Origin of the sequence: Mycolicibacterium agri (assembly GCF_002553505.1) — a bacterium.
Taxonomy (GTDB): Bacteria; Actinomycetota; Actinomycetes; order Mycobacteriales; family Mycobacteriaceae; genus Mycobacterium; species Mycobacterium agri.
In genome coordinates, this window is record NZ_PDCP01000004.1 from 154,832 (window position 1) to 171,003 (window position 16,172).

The 16,172-nt window shown below is 68.2% G+C and carries 13 protein-coding genes; 5 read left to right on the plus strand and 8 right to left on the minus strand.

Going from position 1 to position 16,172, the window contains the following annotated elements; translation table 11 throughout:
* Positions 1 to 31: 31 nt before the first annotated feature.
* The gene (locus CQY20_RS03980; protein ID WP_163700388.1) at positions 32 to 976 is read left to right on the plus strand and encodes a methionyl-tRNA formyltransferase; all 945 of its coding nucleotides are present in this window, start codon (positions 32 to 34) and stop codon (positions 974 to 976) included.
* Positions 977 to 979: 3 nt separating this feature from the next.
* Here CQY20_RS03980 and CQY20_RS03985 read toward each other — a convergent pair whose 3' ends face one another.
* The 4 genes from CQY20_RS03985 to CQY20_RS04000 all read right to left on the minus strand — a co-directional run bounded on the left by CQY20_RS03985 (position 980) and on the right by CQY20_RS04000 (position 4,747).
* On the minus strand, positions 980 to 1,789 hold the full coding sequence (locus CQY20_RS03985) for an ABC transporter ATP-binding protein (RefSeq protein ID WP_097938400.1): 810 nt from the start codon (positions 1,787 to 1,789) through the stop codon (positions 980 to 982).
* Positions 1,790 to 1,815: 26 nt separating this feature from the next.
* On the minus strand, positions 1,816 to 2,874 hold the full coding sequence (locus tag CQY20_RS03990; protein ID WP_097938352.1) for a FecCD family ABC transporter permease: 1,059 nt from the start codon (positions 2,872 to 2,874) through the stop codon (positions 1,816 to 1,818).
* Positions 2,871 to 3,839 carry a FecCD family ABC transporter permease gene (locus tag CQY20_RS03995; protein WP_371871089.1) on the minus strand — a complete coding sequence of 323 codons (969 nt, stop codon included), beginning with the start codon at positions 3,837 to 3,839 and terminating at the stop codon, positions 2,871 to 2,873. The genes CQY20_RS03990 and CQY20_RS03995 overlap by 4 nt, the downstream gene beginning before the upstream one ends.
* Before the next feature lie 80 nt (positions 3,840 to 3,919).
* Positions 3,920 to 4,747: a siderophore-interacting protein gene (locus CQY20_RS04000; protein ID WP_097938354.1), complete on the minus strand. Its 828-nt coding sequence runs from the start codon at positions 4,745 to 4,747 to the stop codon at positions 3,920 to 3,922.
* A 105-nt stretch (positions 4,748 to 4,852) separates the two neighbouring features.
* Between CQY20_RS04000 and CQY20_RS04005 the strand changes: the two genes are divergently transcribed.
* Genes CQY20_RS04005 through CQY20_RS04020 form a run of 4 tightly spaced genes read left to right on the plus strand, consistent with a single transcriptional unit; the run spans position 4,853 to position 10,028 of the window.
* Complete coding sequence (locus CQY20_RS04005) at positions 4,853 to 5,785, plus strand: arginase family protein (protein ID WP_097938355.1); 933 nt, start codon at positions 4,853 to 4,855, stop codon at positions 5,783 to 5,785.
* Between the two features lie 57 nt (positions 5,786 to 5,842).
* Positions 5,843 to 7,972, plus strand: a complete 2,130-nt coding sequence (locus CQY20_RS04010) for a thiamine pyrophosphate-dependent enzyme (protein ID WP_097938401.1) — start codon at positions 5,843 to 5,845, stop codon at positions 7,970 to 7,972.
* A gap of 38 nt (positions 7,973 to 8,010) precedes the next feature.
* Entirely contained in the window at positions 8,011 to 9,216 is a 1,206-nt protein-coding gene (locus CQY20_RS04015) for a CoA transferase (RefSeq protein ID WP_097938356.1), read from the plus strand.
* On the plus strand, positions 9,213 to 10,028 hold the full coding sequence (locus tag CQY20_RS04020; protein WP_097938357.1) for an acyl-CoA thioesterase: 816 nt from the start codon (positions 9,213 to 9,215) through the stop codon (positions 10,026 to 10,028). The genes CQY20_RS04015 and CQY20_RS04020 overlap by 4 nt, the downstream gene beginning before the upstream one ends.
* On the opposite strand, the gene CQY20_RS04025 is transcribed toward CQY20_RS04020, so the two are convergent.
* Genes CQY20_RS04025 through CQY20_RS04040 form a run of 4 tightly spaced genes read right to left on the minus strand, consistent with a single transcriptional unit; the run spans position 9,997 to position 16,150 of the window.
* Positions 9,997 to 12,498 carry an AMP-binding protein gene (locus CQY20_RS04025; protein WP_097938358.1) on the minus strand — a complete coding sequence of 834 codons (2,502 nt, stop codon included), beginning with the start codon at positions 12,496 to 12,498 and terminating at the stop codon, positions 9,997 to 9,999. The genes CQY20_RS04020 and CQY20_RS04025 overlap by 32 nt on opposite strands.
* Positions 12,495 to 13,562 (minus strand): ABC transporter ATP-binding protein, encoded by a 1,068-nt coding sequence (locus CQY20_RS04030; protein ID WP_097938359.1) that lies wholly within the window; start codon positions 13,560 to 13,562, stop codon positions 12,495 to 12,497. The genes CQY20_RS04025 and CQY20_RS04030 overlap by 4 nt, the downstream gene beginning before the upstream one ends.
* Positions 13,559 to 15,133 carry an ABC transporter permease gene (locus tag CQY20_RS04035; RefSeq protein ID WP_097938360.1) on the minus strand — a complete coding sequence of 525 codons (1,575 nt, stop codon included), beginning with the start codon at positions 15,131 to 15,133 and terminating at the stop codon, positions 13,559 to 13,561. Before CQY20_RS04035 ends, CQY20_RS04030 begins: the two co-directional genes overlap by 4 nt.
* The gene (locus CQY20_RS04040) at positions 15,134 to 16,150 is read right to left on the minus strand and encodes an iron ABC transporter substrate-binding protein (RefSeq protein WP_097938361.1); all 1,017 of its coding nucleotides are present in this window, start codon (positions 16,148 to 16,150) and stop codon (positions 15,134 to 15,136) included.
* Positions 16,151 to 16,172: the final 22 nt, after the last annotated feature.

Here is a 16,172-nt window from a genome sequence, read left to right on the forward strand (position 1 = left end):
AGGCTAGCGTGAGACAAGGGGAGGGGCTCGGTTGCGAATAGTGATGTTCGGTTATCAGACGTGGGGGCACCGCACGCTTCAAGCGCTGCTCAAGTCACGACACGAGGTGTGTCTCGTCGTCACGCATCCGGCCAGTGACCATGTCTACGAATCGATTTGGGCCGACTCGGTGGAGGACCTCGCACGCAGCGAGGGCATCGAGACCTATCTCGCCAAGCGCCCGACCGACGATCTGATCCAGCGTGTGAAGGCGCTCGCGCCCGACGTGATGGTGGCCAACAACTGGCGCACACGTCTGCCCGAGGAATTGTTCACCATCCCTCGGCTGGGCACCCTGAACCTGCACGATTCGCTGCTGCCGCAGTTCACCGGGTTCTCACCGGTGGTATGGGCGTTGATCAGCGGCGCCAGTCATACCGGTCTGACGGCACATCTGATGGACGCTGAGTTGGATACGGGCGACATACTCGTGCAGCGGGCCGTGGAGATCACCCCGACGAGCACGGGCACGAGTCTGGTGCTGGCCACCCTGGACCTGATTGCGGAGGTGCTCGAGGAAGCGCTGGACCAATTGGAGTTCGGCACCGCGAAACCGGTTCCTCAAGACCTGAGCGCTCGCACGTTCTTTCACAAGCGCTCCGACCGCGACAGCGTCGTCGACTGGACATGGCCCGCGGCGGACATCGAGCGTTTCATCCGTGCGCTTTCGGATCCATTTCCCAACGCCTATACATACTTTCGCGGTGAGCGGTTGCGTCTGATCAAGGCCCACGTCTCCCGGTGCATGTATGGCGGCACACCGGGTCGGGTGTTCATCGAAGAGGACGGCGGCATGGTGATCGTCGCAGGCGCCGACGCCTACCGGGGCAGGTCGCCGGGGATAGTGCTCGACGTGGTGCGCACCGACGACGGCGTCGACCACGACGCCATGGCGTATTTCGGGCACGGCGGCGGATACCTGACGTCGCGACCGTGAGCGTCAGGTCCGTGTGCGCACGTACGGCGACGCCTGCGGAATCACCAGCGGCGTCCCGGTCTGCGGGTCGTCGATGATCTGGCACTTGAGCCCGTACACGTCCTCGACCAGCGCCTCGGTGATAACCACATTCGGATTACCCTCTGCCACAATCTGCCCCGACTTCATCACGATGATCTGATCGGCATAGCGGCAGGCGTGTTGCAGATCGTGGAGGACCACCACCACAGTGCGATTCTGCTCCCGGTTCAGCATCGCGAACAGGTCGAGCAGCTCCACCTGATGCGCGATGTCGAGATATGTGGTCGGCTCGTCGAGCAGCATCAACGGTGTCTGCTGGGCCAGCAGCACCGCAACCCAAACCCGTTGCCGCTGACCGCCCGACAGCTCGTCGACCAGCCGACCCGCGAGGTCGGTCACCCCCACGCAGCGCATGGCTTCGGCGACGGTCTCGGCGTCGTCGCGGGACCACTGACGCATCACTTTCTGGTGCGGAAACCGGCCACGCGCCACCAGGTCGGCGACGCTGATGCCCTCCGGTGCGATCGACGTCTGCGGAAGCAGCCCGAGCCGGCGCGCCACCTCCTTGGTGTGCAGGCTGTTGATGGCCTGGCCGTCCAGAATCACCTGCCCCGCTGACGGTTTCAGCAGCCGAGCCAGACCGCGCAGCAGTGTCGACTTGCCGCACGCGTTGGGCCCGACGATCGCGGTGATGCGTCCGTCGAGCACATCGACGGACAGCCCCTCGATGACCGTCCTGTCGTCGTAGCCGATGGCAAGTCCGTCGGCACGCAGCCGGGAACCGGATTGCATCGGCACCTCCTTCGTCGGTCGGTCCATCAGCGCTGCCGTGCCTGCGAGATCAGAAGGTAAACCAGATACGCCCCGCCGAGGCAGACGGTGACCGCGCCCACCGGAAGCTCGTTGCCCGCGAACAACTGCTGGGCGATCACGTCGCTGACCAACAGCAGCAGCGCGCCCATCGCCGCCGACGGCGCCAGCGCGACGCCCGGGCTGCGGGTGAGCCGCCGTGCCACCTGAGGCGCCGCCAGCGCGATGAACGCGATCGGCCCCGCCGCGGCGCAGGCCACCGCGACCAGCCCGACGGCCGCAACCAGATACGCCAGCCGGGTGCGGTCCGGCTGCAGCCCCAGACCGCCTGCGGCGTCGTCGCCCATCTGCAGCACCGGCAGGCGCGGCCCCAGGGCCAGCAGCGTCGCGGTCGCCGCGGCCAGGCACACGGTCATGGGCAGCACCTGCGACCAGCTCAGCCCATTGAGCGTGCCCTGCTGCCACACCGAAGCGGTGACCGCGGTGTGATGGTCGAGTTTGATGACGATCCATTGGTTGACCGAGTTCAGCACCGCGCTCATGCCGATGCCGACGACGATCAACCGGTGGCCGGCCAGCCCGTTGCGATATGCCAAGGCGTACACCGTGACAGCGGTGGCCAGACCGCCGATCAGCGCCCCGGCCGCGACGACGTAGTAGCCGCCGCCGATCCCGCCGATCACTACCAGAGCCCCGGTGTAGGCGCCCGAATTGACCCCGATGATGTCCGGGCTGCCTAATGCATTGCGCGTCAAAGCCTGGAACACCGCACCAGAATTGCCGAGCGCCGCACCGATCAACACGGCCATCAACATTCGCGGCATTCGCCAGTCGAGGACCACGACGCGGTTGAAGGACGTATCGGCGCCGATGAGCACGCGCACGACGTCGAGGGGTGCGACGGTGTATTTGCCCATGCCGATGGCGATTACGGCGACGACGACGATCGCGGTAAGCAGGGTCGCGACGACGACGACCGCTCGCAACGACGCCCGCGCCGATAGGGAGCCTACCCGCACGACACACTGCTGTCGGCCGAAGTCGATGCGGTCGGCGAGCACGCTCATCGGTCCGCTCCTCGCTTGCGGATGAGCCAGATCAGCACCGGAGCACCGAGAAACGCGGTCACGATGCCCGCAGGCAGCTCCGCGGGGCGGATGACAACGCGCCCGAGTATGTCGGCGGCCAACAGCAACGTCGGGGCGACCAAAGTAGCGTAGCCGAGAATCCAGCGCCAGTCCGGACCGGTGAAGCGGCGAACAGCATGCGGCACCATAAGGCCGACGAAGCCGATCGGGCCCGCGCCTGCGGTGGCCGCGCCCGCCAGCAGCGCGACCGCCACCAGACTCAGCACCTGCGTACGAACAACGTTGCCGCCCATGCTCTTCGCCAAATCGTCGCCGAGGGCGGTGACATTCAGCGAGCGGGCCACGACGACGCACAGCACCGCACCGGCGACGATGAACGGGGCAATGGTCGCCGTCACGTCGAGGGCGCGCCCGTCGAGAGCCCCGGCATCCCAGAACCGCATGTTGTCGAAGGCACGTGGGTGGTGCAGTCGCACCACATAGCCGACGCCGTCCATCACCGCGCCGACCGCGACACCGGCAAGCAGCACCCGAACCGGGGTGATGGCCGCCCGCCCCGTCATCCCGACCAGATACACCAACGCCATCGCGAAGAGCGCCCCGGCGAAACCGAACCAGATGTAGGTCCAGATTCCGCTCATGCCGAAAAAGGCGATCGCCGTCACGATGAAAAGCGCTGCACCCGAATTGATTCCGAGAATCTCGGTGTCGGCTAGCGGATTTCGGCCGATGGACTGGATCAGGGTCCCCGACAGGCCCAGCGCCAACCCGACCAGCAGGGCCAGCACCGTGCGGGGGACCCGCAGATCGTGCACGATCCACTCATCGCCGCTGTCGCGGTAGTCGGTGAGCGCATGCCACACCGTGGACAGGTCGACGTTCTCGGTGCCGATCGCCAAGCTGGCCACGCAGGCCGCGACCAGCAGCACGGCCGCCAAGCCCAAGCCCGCCGCGCGGCTGCGCGTCGTCGGGTAGCGAGCGGTCCGCGTAACCGGTTGCGTCGCTGTCTGAACGGTCACGGTGCCTAGAGGCCGACTCGTTCCAGAGCTTCGTCGAACTCCTCGGACGCCACCTTGTCGCCCTTGCCCTGCGCGAGCGCCCGTGTGTAGACCGCGACGACCTCGTCTTCGACCTCGGCGAACCTGGCGTCCCAGGTCTCGGAGTCGAACCGCCAGTAGCCGGTGACGTCGAGTTGGTCGATCGTCCAGCCCATGGCGCGGAAATGCTTGCGCACCGCGCGGGATTCGGCGGCCTCGCCTGCGAACCAGCAGTAGCCCTGCCCGGCGGGTAGCGCATACGCGCGCACCAACTCGGCGAGCCGACTGGGGGCGTGGCCGTTGCCGGTACCGACGGTGGTGATCACCCTCATGTCGGCGCGGCGGGGCAGGTACTCCAAGTCTTCACGGTCGGCGACCTCGGCGATCACCGTCACGGGCAGGGTGGACTCCTCGACGATGCGAGCCGTGGCTGGAAGACCCGACAGATCGGTGACGAGCAGTTGCCACTCGGTGCTCGCGGGCGGCCGGTACCACGACCGCGCGTGGTCGAGGCCGACGCGGCCGCCTGCGCTGGCCGTCGCCGCCCAGGAGGTTCCCGGGCCGTGGGCGTGCAGGAAGATGTCGAGCGTGATCCGGTCGCCGTCGTGGTAGCGCACCGAGTAGTTGCGCCCCTCTGACGTCGGGTCGATGCGGGTTGTCCCGTCGGGTGCGGCGATCGGAAAGTAGACGCCGACGGCCGAGTCGGCGGCGGGTTTCACGTCGAGGGCGGCGGGGTCGTCGACCCGCACCACGACGCGTCGCAGGCGCGGGCCCAGCTCGACCGCTTCGGTCACGAGGCCATGGCTGAAACTCACCGAGCTTAGGTTACCCTAAGCATTCTTTTCGTCTGGACGGCGGTCTACCAGTCAGAATGGGTCATTTCCCTCAGCGTGGCGGCGTGCTGCACATAGGTTCGGGCCATGGCGCAGATCGAGCTGATCGGTGTTCCGTTCGACGGCTTCGGGCGCCCGGGAAATCAGGCGAACGCGGCCGCCGCGCTGCGCGAGGCGGGGTTGGTCGACGCCTTGGGCCAGCGCGACGTCATCGTCGGTGATCTGACTCTGCCTGCAGGCGATCCGGCGCGCGGACCGTCGACCGGGCTGATCAACGAGGACGCGCTGCTCGCGATGACCGCCGCGCTCAACGAACGGGTCGGCTCGGCGGTGATCGCGGGGCGGCTGCCGATCGTGTACGGCGGCGACTGCTCGGCGCTGCTCGGCATCGTCACGGGATTGCGCGACCACGTCGGTGCCGTCGGGCTGGTCTTCATCGACGGACACGAGGACACCATGCCGCTCGACGTCTCCGAGGACGGCGAAGCCGCCAACACCGAAATCGGCCTGCTGCTCGGCCTGACGGGCCGCACGCTCGGCGCGGAGCTCGCCGACCGATTGCCCGCGTTGCCACGCGAGCATCTCGTGGTGCTCGGGCCGCGCGACGACGCGTGGCGGCGCCGCTTCAACGTCGGCACGCTCGCCGATGTCGGAGTGTGGGTTTCGCCGCTGACGAGCACCACCGATGCGCCGGGGGTCGCCAACGACCCGGCAGGTGCGGGCCGCCGCGCCATCGAATACCTCGCCGGTCAGGTCGACCGCTGGTGGCTGCACATCGACCTCGACGTGCTCGACCCGGTCGTGTTCCCGCCGCAGGGCCTTCCCGATTACCCCGATGACCCCGGCGGGCTCACCTGGCCTCAACTCACCGAATTGGTGGCGGAATTGTTCACCACTCCTGCGTCGTGTGTCGGTGCCAGCATCGCGATCTACGATCCAGACCAGGACCCGAACCGGGCCGCCGCCGCCGAGATCGTGGGGTTCATCCGTAACGTGGTGGCGCCCGCGAGCAGCCGCTAGCCCAGGAGACACGTGGCCGAACCCATCGACGAGTACTTCACCGCCACCATCTCGGCGATGAGTGGGTCGGTGCATCGGCGCGCCGACGACGACCCGATCCGGGACGGCACGTCGCTCTCGGCGCGAGTGTGCCTGGCGCTGTTCGACGTTGCGATCGGCAGCCGTCACCTCGACCTGGCCGCGCGGTGGCTGCGCTCGCAGAACAAGGGCTACTACACCATCGGGTCGTCCGGGCACGAGGGCAACGCGGCCGTGGCCGCGGCGTTGCGGCCCACCGACCCGGCGCTTCTCCACTACCGGTCCGGGGCGTTCTTTTTGGCTCGCGCCGCGCTTGCCAACGGCCGCGAACCGTTGCGCGATGTCCTGCTCGGGTTGGTCGCCTCCACCGATGAACCCATCGCAGGCGGCAGGCACAAGGTCTTCGGCCGCCACGACCTGCAGATCATCCCGCAGACCTCGACCATCGCCTCGCATCTGCCGCGAGCGGTCGGGGTCGCGTTCTCCATCGCCCGTGCCAAGAAGCTCGGGGTGAGCTGCGCATGGCCCGACGACGCGGTCATCGTGTGCAGCTTCGGCGACGCGTCGGTCAACCACTCCACCGCCGTCGGGGCGATCAACACCGCTCTGCACGCGGCGTACCAGGGCGTGCCGATGCCGTTGCTGTTCGTGTGCGAGGACAACGGCATCGGCATCAGTGTCAAGACCCCCGGCGGCTGGATCGAGCAGACCTACCAAAACCGCACGGGCCTGGCGTTTTTCGGCGCCGACGGCTGCGATCTGCCCGCCACGTTCGATGCCGCGGCCGCGGCCGCCGACTGGGTGCGCGCGCGTCGGCGCCCGGCGTTTCTGCATCTGCGCACCGTCCGGCTGATGGGGCACGCTGGCTCGGACTATGAACCGGCCTATCGACGGCCCGCGGAGATCAGCGCCGACTACGGCCGAGATCCGGTGCTGCGCACCGCGAAACTGCTGATCGAGCAGGAAGTGCTGACGCCGGCGGAGGTGCTCGACCGCTACGAAGCCAAGCGCGCCGAGGTCATCAAACTCGCGGGCGAGGTGGCCGAGGCCGCCCAACTCGACAGCGCCGCAGCGGTGGCCGAACCGCTCACGTCCACCATGGAGGAAGCGCTCGCCGCGGCGCCGGAGTCGCTGGCGGCATCGGTGCGTACCCACGACCCGGACGCGCCGATCACGGTGGCGCAGGGCATCAACCGAGCGCTCAACGACATCCTCGACCGCTACCCGGAGGCCATCGTCTTCGGCGAGGACGTGGCGCGCAAGGGCGGCGTCTACGGGGTCACCCGCGGACTGCTCAGCCGCACGAGTTCGGCGCGGGTGTTCGACACGCTGCTCGACGAACAGGCCATCCTCGGCCTCGCCCTCGGCGCCGGGGTGTCCGGGCTACTGCCCATACCGGAGATCCAGTACCTGGCCTACTTTCACAATGCCGCCGACCAGATCCGCGGCGAGGGCGCGACGCTGCAGTTCTTCTCCAACAGGCAGTACCGCAACCCGATGGTGGTGCGCGTCGCCGCCTACGGCTACCAGAAGGGGTTCGGCGGACACTTCCACAACGACAACTCGATCGCCGCGATGCGCGACATCCCCGGACTGGTGATCGCGTCACCGGCGCGGCCCGACGATGCGGCGGCGATGCTGCACACTTGCGCCGCGGCGGCCAAGAACGCCGGTGCGGTGTGCATGTTCCTCGAACCGATCGCGCTGTATCACACCCGCGACCTCTATGACGACGGCGACGAGCAGTGGCTGGCCGCCTATCCCGAGGCGGGCGTGCCGGTCGGCCGCGCCCGCACCTACGGCGAGGGAACGGATTTGACGATTCTCACGTTCGCCAACGGCCTGCGGATGAGCCTGCGCGTCGCCCGCAGGCTCGAGGCACGAGGAGTCGGCGTGCGCGTCGTCGACCTGCGATGGCTGGCGCCGCTGCCGGTTGCCGGCATGCTGCGCGAGGCCAACGCCACCAATAAGACGCTCATCGTCGACGAAACCCGGCAGACCGGGGGAGTAGGAGAGGGGATCCTCGCCGCGCTGCTGCAGCACGGGTACCGCGGCGCCGTCGATCGGGTTGCCAGCGCCGACAGCTTCATTCCGCTCGGCGATGCCGCGCTGCAGGTGCTGCTCAGTGAGGAGACCATCGAGGCCGCGGCCGTCAAACTGACCGGCTAGCACCGAAGCGCCCGAACGGCGATTGCTAACTTGAGCGGGTGAGCGATTCCCCGCACCCCGCGCGACCGCTGGCCGGTGTCCGCATCGTGGAGATCTCCAGCTTCGTCGCCGTGCCGCTGGCGGGTATGACGCTGAGCCAGCTCGGCGCCGAGGTGGTGCGGGTCGACCCGATCGGCGGCGCCGCGGACTACCAGCGCTGGCCGGTCACCGAGGACGGGACGAGCATCTACTGGGCGGGCCTGAACAAGGGCAAGCGGTCGGTGGCAGCCGATTTCCGTTCGCCCGAAGGCCAACAACTCGTTGCCCGCCTGATCGCCGACTGCGGCCTGTTGATCACGAATGTGGCTGGGCGGCAATGGCATTCATACGAATCCCTGACCCAGTTGCGCCGCGACCTGATTCATGTCGAGGTCTCCGGACGCGCGGACGGCGGCACCGGCGTGGACTACACCGTCAACGCGGGCCTTGGATTTCCGCTGGTGACCGGGCCGCCCGAACTCGCAGGGCCGGTCAACCACGTGCTGCCTGCATGGGACGTCGCGTGCGGTCTTTACACGGCGCTGTCGGTCGTCACCGCGCTGCGGCACCGCGATGCGACGGGGCAGGGCCAACGGATCTCCATCCCGCTGGAGAACGTGGCCCTGGCCACCGCAGGCAACCTCAGCTTCCTCACCGAGATGATGGTGAACGGAACGTCGCGCCAGCGCATCGGCAATGCGATCTACGGGCAGTACGGGCAGGAATTCACCAGCAGCGACGGCGTCTCCTTCATGATCGTCGCGCTGACGCCGCGCCACTTCACCGATCTCACGAAGCTGACCGGAACAACGGAATCCGTTGCCGCACTCGCCGAAACGCTCGGCACTGATTTCACCGACGAGGGCGAACGCTACCGTCACCGCGACGCGCTGACCGGGCTGTTCGCCGAGTGGTTCGCCGCGCACACCGCCGACGAGATCGCCGAGGGGCTGTCGGCCACGTCGGTGCTGTGGGAGCGCTACCGCACATTCGCCGAGGTCGTCACCGACCAGCGTGTCACGGCCAATCCGCTGTTCGCCCCGCTCGACCAACCCCGCATCGGCGAATACCTCGCGCCCGGCCTGCCGGTGTCGATCAACGGCGACTATCCGCGCGCGATCCCCGCACCCGCGCTGGGCGACGACACCGCGGCGGTGCTTGAGCAGTGGCTCGGCCTCGACGCCGACGAGATCGGCAGGCTCACCGAATCGGGCACGGTGCGATGAGCCGCCTACTCAAACTGCTCGAGCTGCAGCAGCGTAGCGGCGACGCGACGTGGATCGGACCGGCCAGCGGGCCGCAGGGCAAGCGCGCGTTCGGCGGCCAATTCGTAGCGCAGAGTCTTGCCGCCGCCTGCCGCACCGTCGACGCCGACCGGCTGCCGACCAACATGCACCTGCAATTCCTGCGCGGCGGTGAGGCGGGTGATCCGGTCGAGTACACGGTGACGTCGGTGTTCGACGGACGTACCGCCGCCGCGCGCCGCGTCGACTCCCGGCAGGGCGAACGCCTGTTGACGACGGCGTCGGTGTCCTTCGCGGTCGACCTGCCCGGCCCCGAGCACGGACACCGGATCCGGATGCCCGCCGACCCGGAGTCGCTGCCGCGGACCGGACCCGCAGGACCGGCGCCGTCGATGCCGCTGGACGAACTGGACATCCGGATCGCCGACGAGATCATCGACGGCGAGTTCGTTCGCCGGTTCTGGTGGCGCGCAACGGTTCCGATACCAGACGAGCCGCAGGTGCACACGCTCGTCGCCGCCTATGTCACCGACGTGTACATGATCGACCCGGCGCTGCAGGTGCACGGACACTCGATGCAGGCGCGCACCCACCGCAGCGGGACCACCGACTCGTCGATCTGGTTTCACCGGCCGATCCACGCCGATGAATGGAACCTGCTGGAGACCCGGTCGCCCGCGGCCGCGCGAGGCCGCGGTGTGGTGACGGGCAGCCTGGTGCGCGCCGACGGCCTCATCGCCGCCACCCTGGCCCAGGAAGGCCTTATCGCAGAGCGGGAACCGACGCCTTCATAGCCGCGCGCTCGGCGCGCTCGCGCAGCCGCGAACGAGCCGCGTTGAGTAGGCGCGTCAGCAGCACACCGACGACGATCGCGGCGACGACACCGAGTAACGGGTGCGCGTCGAACAGCGGATACACCTGGTAGTGCGTCAGATAGGTGTAGAGCGAGGCCTCTGCCACCGTTCCCGCGACCACCGTCAACCACGCCGGGCAGCGGATGGCGGGCAGCCAGATCAACAGCAGGAACCCGCTCAGCACCAACATTTCTCGACTCGTGCTGCCGAAGTAGCCGTGCAGGCTGACGATCAACACCGCCGACACCGCGATCCGCTGCCACACCGTCGACGACTTGGCCGCCGCCCAGCCGACGGCGAAGAACCAGAAGGCCAGCACGGTGAACCAGGCCTCATGCCCGAAGTGCAGGCCGAGCAGCTCGTAGCGCAGGGCCAACCCGACCACCAGGAACGCCGCCGCGAATGCGAACGGACGGCGCCGCTCCCACCGGTCGGCGGCCGGCAGCCAGCACACCAGCGTCAGCGCGATCAGGATCCAGACCAGAACCTCGACGAACCACAACCGGCCCGCGGTCATGCTGTGCGGCGGGCCGAAGAACTTCTCGGCGAGCAGCAGATTCGTCCAGTGGTAGTCGTCGGTGATCACCAGCGCGATCGCGATCCAGATCACCGACGGCACAACGATCCACCCGATCGTGTTCCGCAGATGGCGCATCCGTTGAACCCGCGGCACCGGAGTCAGACAGAACCGCGCGAAGTTGTATCCGGCGATGCCGAGCAGCAGATGCGCGCCGCCCCACATCTCGTAGAGGGTGGCGTGCGACCCGACGATCAGCACGATCGCCGCCGCCCGCAGCGCGACACTGGTCTCCAGCGTCGCGTTCAGCCACGGCCACGACCGGCGCGTCGGGGATGCGGTGCGCTGCAACTCGGCCAGTGGCCGCCGATGCCAGTCGGCGGGCAACCCGCCCAGCGCCCGCTCGAGACGCACCGACATGGCCACATAGGACAGCGAATTGCCGCCGAGGTCGACGAAGCTCTGGTCGGGGCGGATGGTGCGCCCATCGATCTGCAGCACGTCGGCGAACAGCGTCCGCAGATCGGTTGCCGCTGCGGCGGGTTCGTCGGCATGGCCGGCGAGGGCCCGGATGGTCCGGTAGTCCGGCTTGCCCGACGGCAGCAGCGGTAACTCGGGGACGCTGACCACGCGCACGGCCGCAGGCGGCAGACCGGCCGCGGTGGCGGTGAGGTGTTGCACGTCGGCGCACTCTGTGGCGTCGACCGCGGCGACGACCAGTTTGCCGTCGTGGTCGACGCAGAACGCCGTCACACCCGCCGCGCTGAGTATTGATTCCACGCGTTGCAGATCGATGCGCAACCCGTACAGCTTGACGAATCTGCTGCTGCGGCCGATCACCTCGTAGAGTCCGTCGGCCGTGCGGCGTGCGACGTCGCCGGTGCGCAGGGTCTCGACGGTCTTGCCAAGCGCCAGGTCAGCAGGCCCGTGCGCGTAGCCCATCATCACGTTCGGCCCGCGGTAGACCAACTCGCCGGCATCGGGATCCGACCAGCCGTCGACCGGTTCGATGGTGAACTCACCGCCGGGTATCGGTCTGCCGATCGACGACGGGTGAGCCTGCGCGAGTTCCGGTGGCAGATAAGCCATTCGAGAGGTGGCCTCGGTGGCGCCGTACATCACGAACAGCCGCCAGCCCTTGCGCTGACCGAGCGCGGCGAAGCTGCGGACGCGTTCCGGCGAGAGCCGGCCTCCCGCCTGGGTGATGTAGCGCAAGTGCGGCAGGTCGAAGCCGTCGAAGCCGATCCGCTCGAGCACCTCGAACGTATAGGGAACGCCGGCGAACGACGTCCCGCGGTGGCGGCGGAACAGCGTCCAGAACTCGTCGTCGACCACCGAGTGGTCGGTGAGGATCAGCGCGGCGCCTCGGAGGAGGTGGCTGTGGACGACGGAAAGGCCGTAGCAGTACGACATCGGCAATGTCGTTGCCGCGCGGTCGGTTTGCCGGATGTCGAGATACTCGGCGATCGCGGCCGCGTTGGCCAGCAGGTTCGTGTGTGACAAGCGCACCAATTTCGGCGACCCGGTGGTGCCGGAGGTCGACAGCAGCAGGGCAAGGTCGGCGTGCAGCCGGTGTGCGCTGCCGCGCCGCCGGGCGTGGACCCCGTCGGCGTCGATGACGACATCGGGGTCGTAGGTGCTCAGCACGGCCGCATGCTCGCGGCCTGCGGGGACGGGCAGCACGACGTGGCCGCCGGCGAGCGCACCGAGATAACCCGTCAGGGCCGGCAGGTCGTTGCGTGTCTCCAGCAGCACCAGCCTGCGGGTGTCGCCGAGTTCGGCTGCCACACCAGCGACTTGATCGGCGAGCTCGCGATACGTCAAGGAGGTGTGCTCGGTCAGTACTGCTATTAGATCGCCGTGGCTCCGCAGATGGTCGATGAGCCGGCTCACTTGAGGGCGACTCCGCTGCCGATGACCTCGATGTGCACCTTGGCATCGACGGTCGGGTGGTTGAGGCTGTGCTGGCGCACGACGATGAGACCGTTGTCGCCGGCGGGGTCGATGGTCAGCAGCACGTCGTGGCCCAGAAACTCGGTCGCGACGACCGTGCCAAGGCCGTGCGAATCGTCTGCGCTGCCCGCCTGTGCGATGTCCGAAACAATTGTGGCCCGAAGCTGTTCCGGCCGCAGCGCCAGCGTGGCGGGACCGTCGCCGACCGCTTCTTGGACAGGCACCCGGCCCAGCGCGCATTCGGCGAAGCCGGCGGCGATGGTGCACGGCAGCGCGATGCAGTCGCCGAGGAACTCCGCGGTGAAGCGATCCTGCGGCTGCCGGTATACCTGCTGCGGAGCACCGATCTGGGTGAACCGGCCGTCCCGCATGACCGCAATCTGGTCGGCGACCGAGAGCGCCTCCTCCTGGTCGTGGGTCACCAGCAGGGTCGTCACACCGGCGTCGGCGAGCAGCGCCGCGACCGCCTTTCGCGTCGACGCCCGCAGTCCGGTGTCGAGCGCGCTGAATGGTTCGTCGAGCAACATGAGTACCGGTTTGCGGGCCAGCGCGCGAGCCAGCGCGACGCGCTGCTGCTGGCCGCCGGAGAGTTGATGCGGCCGGCGAGGTCCGTAAGACGGGTCAAGCGAGACGGTTTCGAGCAGTTCGGCCACCCGCTGCCGTACTTCGCGACGGCGGGCCGAGCCGGGCAGCCCGTATGCGATGTTCTGGGCGACGGTGAGGTGCGGGAAGAGCGCGCCGTCCTGTGCGACGTAGCCGACGCCGCGCCGGTGTGCAGCGACCGAGCGCTGGGGACTGGCCACCTGGCGTCCGTCGATGGAAACCGTTCCGGCGTCGGGGGATTCGAATCCGGCGACGATGCGCAGCAGCGTCGTCTTCCCGCAACCTGAGGCGCCGACGACGACGGTGGTGCTGCCGCGCGGAACCGAAAGGTCGATGTGGTCGAGCACGGTGTGACCGTTGAAGGACTTGGCCAGTCCGCGGATGTCGAGCATGGCGGTCATAGCGCGGCCACCTTCGTCGACTGCCGGAACAGCACAAGCGTCACGGGGATCGCGAGCACCACCAACACGAGGGCGTACGGTGCGGCCGCCGCGTAGTCCAGCTCGCTGCTGAACGACCAGAACAGCATCGCCAGGGTCCGCGTGCCGGTGGGGGCCAGCAGCAGGGTAGCGGTCAATTCGGTTGCCACCGCCACGAATACAAACGCAGCAGCGGCGGCCGCGGCGGGCGCGGTGAGCCGCAGGGTGACCCGGAAAAAGGTCGCCGTCGGCGAACTGCCCAGCGACCGGGAGGCCTCCTCGAGGCCGGGCGGCACCTGGGCGAGTCCGGCGCGCACATTGACCAGGGCGCGGGGCATGAAGAGCAAGATGTAGGCGAACACAATGAGCGGCACGGATTGATACAGCGGGCGGGCGAAATGGATCGCCACGGTGACCAGCGCCAGCGCGGTGACGATGCCGGGCAGCGAGCTGGTGATGTAGTTCGCGCCCTCCACGGCACGGGCCAACACCCCGTGTGACCGGACCGCGACCCAGGCGACCGGGAACGCCAGCACCGTCGTCAACACGGCCGCGGCGGCGGCCAACCCGATGGTCTGGCCGAGCGCGGTGGCGATCTCGTCGACATCCCATACGTCCGCGCCGCCGATGGACAGCCACCGCAGGATCGTCCACACCGGCACACCGAGGGCGAGCGCGGCCAGCGCGGTGAGACCGGCCGTGGCCGTAATAGTGTAGTGCCGCAGGGGAATTGGCGCCGCGGCGCGAGGCGCGCCCGATCCGATTCTGGCGTATCTTGCGGTGCCGCGGGCAACGGCCTCAGAGACCAGCAGCACCAGGCACAACAGCACCAGCACCCCGGCGAGCATGCTGCCCGCCGCCCCGTCGAACGTGACCTGGAACTGCTGGAAGATCGCGACGGTGAAGGTGTCGAACCGCACCATGGCGAAGGCGCCGAACTCGGCGAGCAGATGGACCCCGATCAACAGGCCGCCGCCGAGGATCGCCAACCGCAACTGCGGCAGCACGACGCGGAAGAACACCCCGGCCGAGTCGGAGCCCAGCGCCCGCGCCGACTCCTCCACGGCGGGATCGAGCCGGCGCAGCGTCGCCGCCACCGGCAGATACACGAACGGGAAATACGACAACGTCGAGATCAGCACGCCCGCCCACAGCCCGTTCAGCGACGGGATCACACCCACCCAGGCGTAGCTGTTGACGAACGCGGGAATGGCCAGCGGCGCAACGAACAACGGCCGCCACAGGGTGCGCCCGGGCAGGTCCGTCCGCTCCACCAACCAGGCCACCCCAACTCCGATCACCGCGCACAGCGGGACGGTGACCACCACGAGCGACACCGTGTTGATGAGCAGCTCGCCGACCCGCGGCCGAACCACCAGTTCGTAGGCGCGCGACCACCCCACCGATATCGCGCCCCACACCACGTAACCCAACGGGATGCACGTGGCGGCAACGAGAATCGCGACGGTCGCCGAGACGAGCGGCCCTGGGCGGGCCGTCGACTCCGGCCGCGATACCTCAGTCGCGGGGCGGGATAGCGGTGGTGCGACCACCTACAGCAGCCCAGCCTTCGTCATCAATTCGGTCACCTTCTGCTCGTCGAGTGTCGACGGATCGACCTTGGGCGCCTGCAGTGAATCGAGCGGCGGCAGAGCCGGATTCGCGGGAACACCGCTGGCGACGGGGTACTCGAACGAGTCGCCCTTCTCGAGCACTTCCTGGCCGGCCCGGCTCGTGATGAACTTGATGAACTGCTGGGCCTCTTGCGGCTTCTTGGCCGACTTCAGCACTCCGCCACCGGACAGGCTCACAAAGGCGCCGGGGTCTTCGTTCTTGAAGTAGTGCAGAGCAGTATCAGCGCTGCCTTCTTTGGTTTTGGATTGGTCGCGATACCAGTAGTAGTGGTAGATGATGCCGCCGTCGACCTCGCCGGCGTTGACGGCCTTCATGGTCGCGATGTTGTCGTTGTAGATCTTGGCGTTGGTCTTCATGCCTGCCAACCACTGCTCGGTGGCGGGTTCGCCCTTGAGCTGCAGGTACGCCGACACAATGGCTTGGAAGTCCGCCTTGGCGGGAGCGCCGCCCCAGCGTCCCCGCCACTCCGGCTGCTGCAGGTCGGTCATGGACTTCGGCAGCTGGTCGGGCTGCAGCCGGTCCTTGTTGTAGACGAAGACGGTGCTGCGCGCCGCCACCCCGGTCCACTTGCCGGTCGCCGGGCGGAACTGCGCCGGCACCTGGTCGAGGGTGTCCTGGTTCAGGTCGGCGAACAGGCCAGCCTTCTCCACCGCGGCCATGGCGGGGGAGTTCTCGGTCAGGAAGACATCGGCGGGCGACGCGTCACCCTCGGCGACCAATTGATTGCCCAGCTCGGTGTCGCCGCCCTGACGGTAGGTCACCTTGATGCCGGTTTCCTCGGTGAAGGCGTCGATCCATTCCTTGGTCAGCGACTCGTGCTGGGCGTTATAGATGAGCAGCTCGTCGCCATCGTTCGAACTCGAACAGGCGGTCATCGACAGCGCGACGGCAAGCGTCGAGGCGATTGCGGCGATCCGGCTCCATCGGGGTCGCATCCAGGCGGTCCTTTCTTGGCGC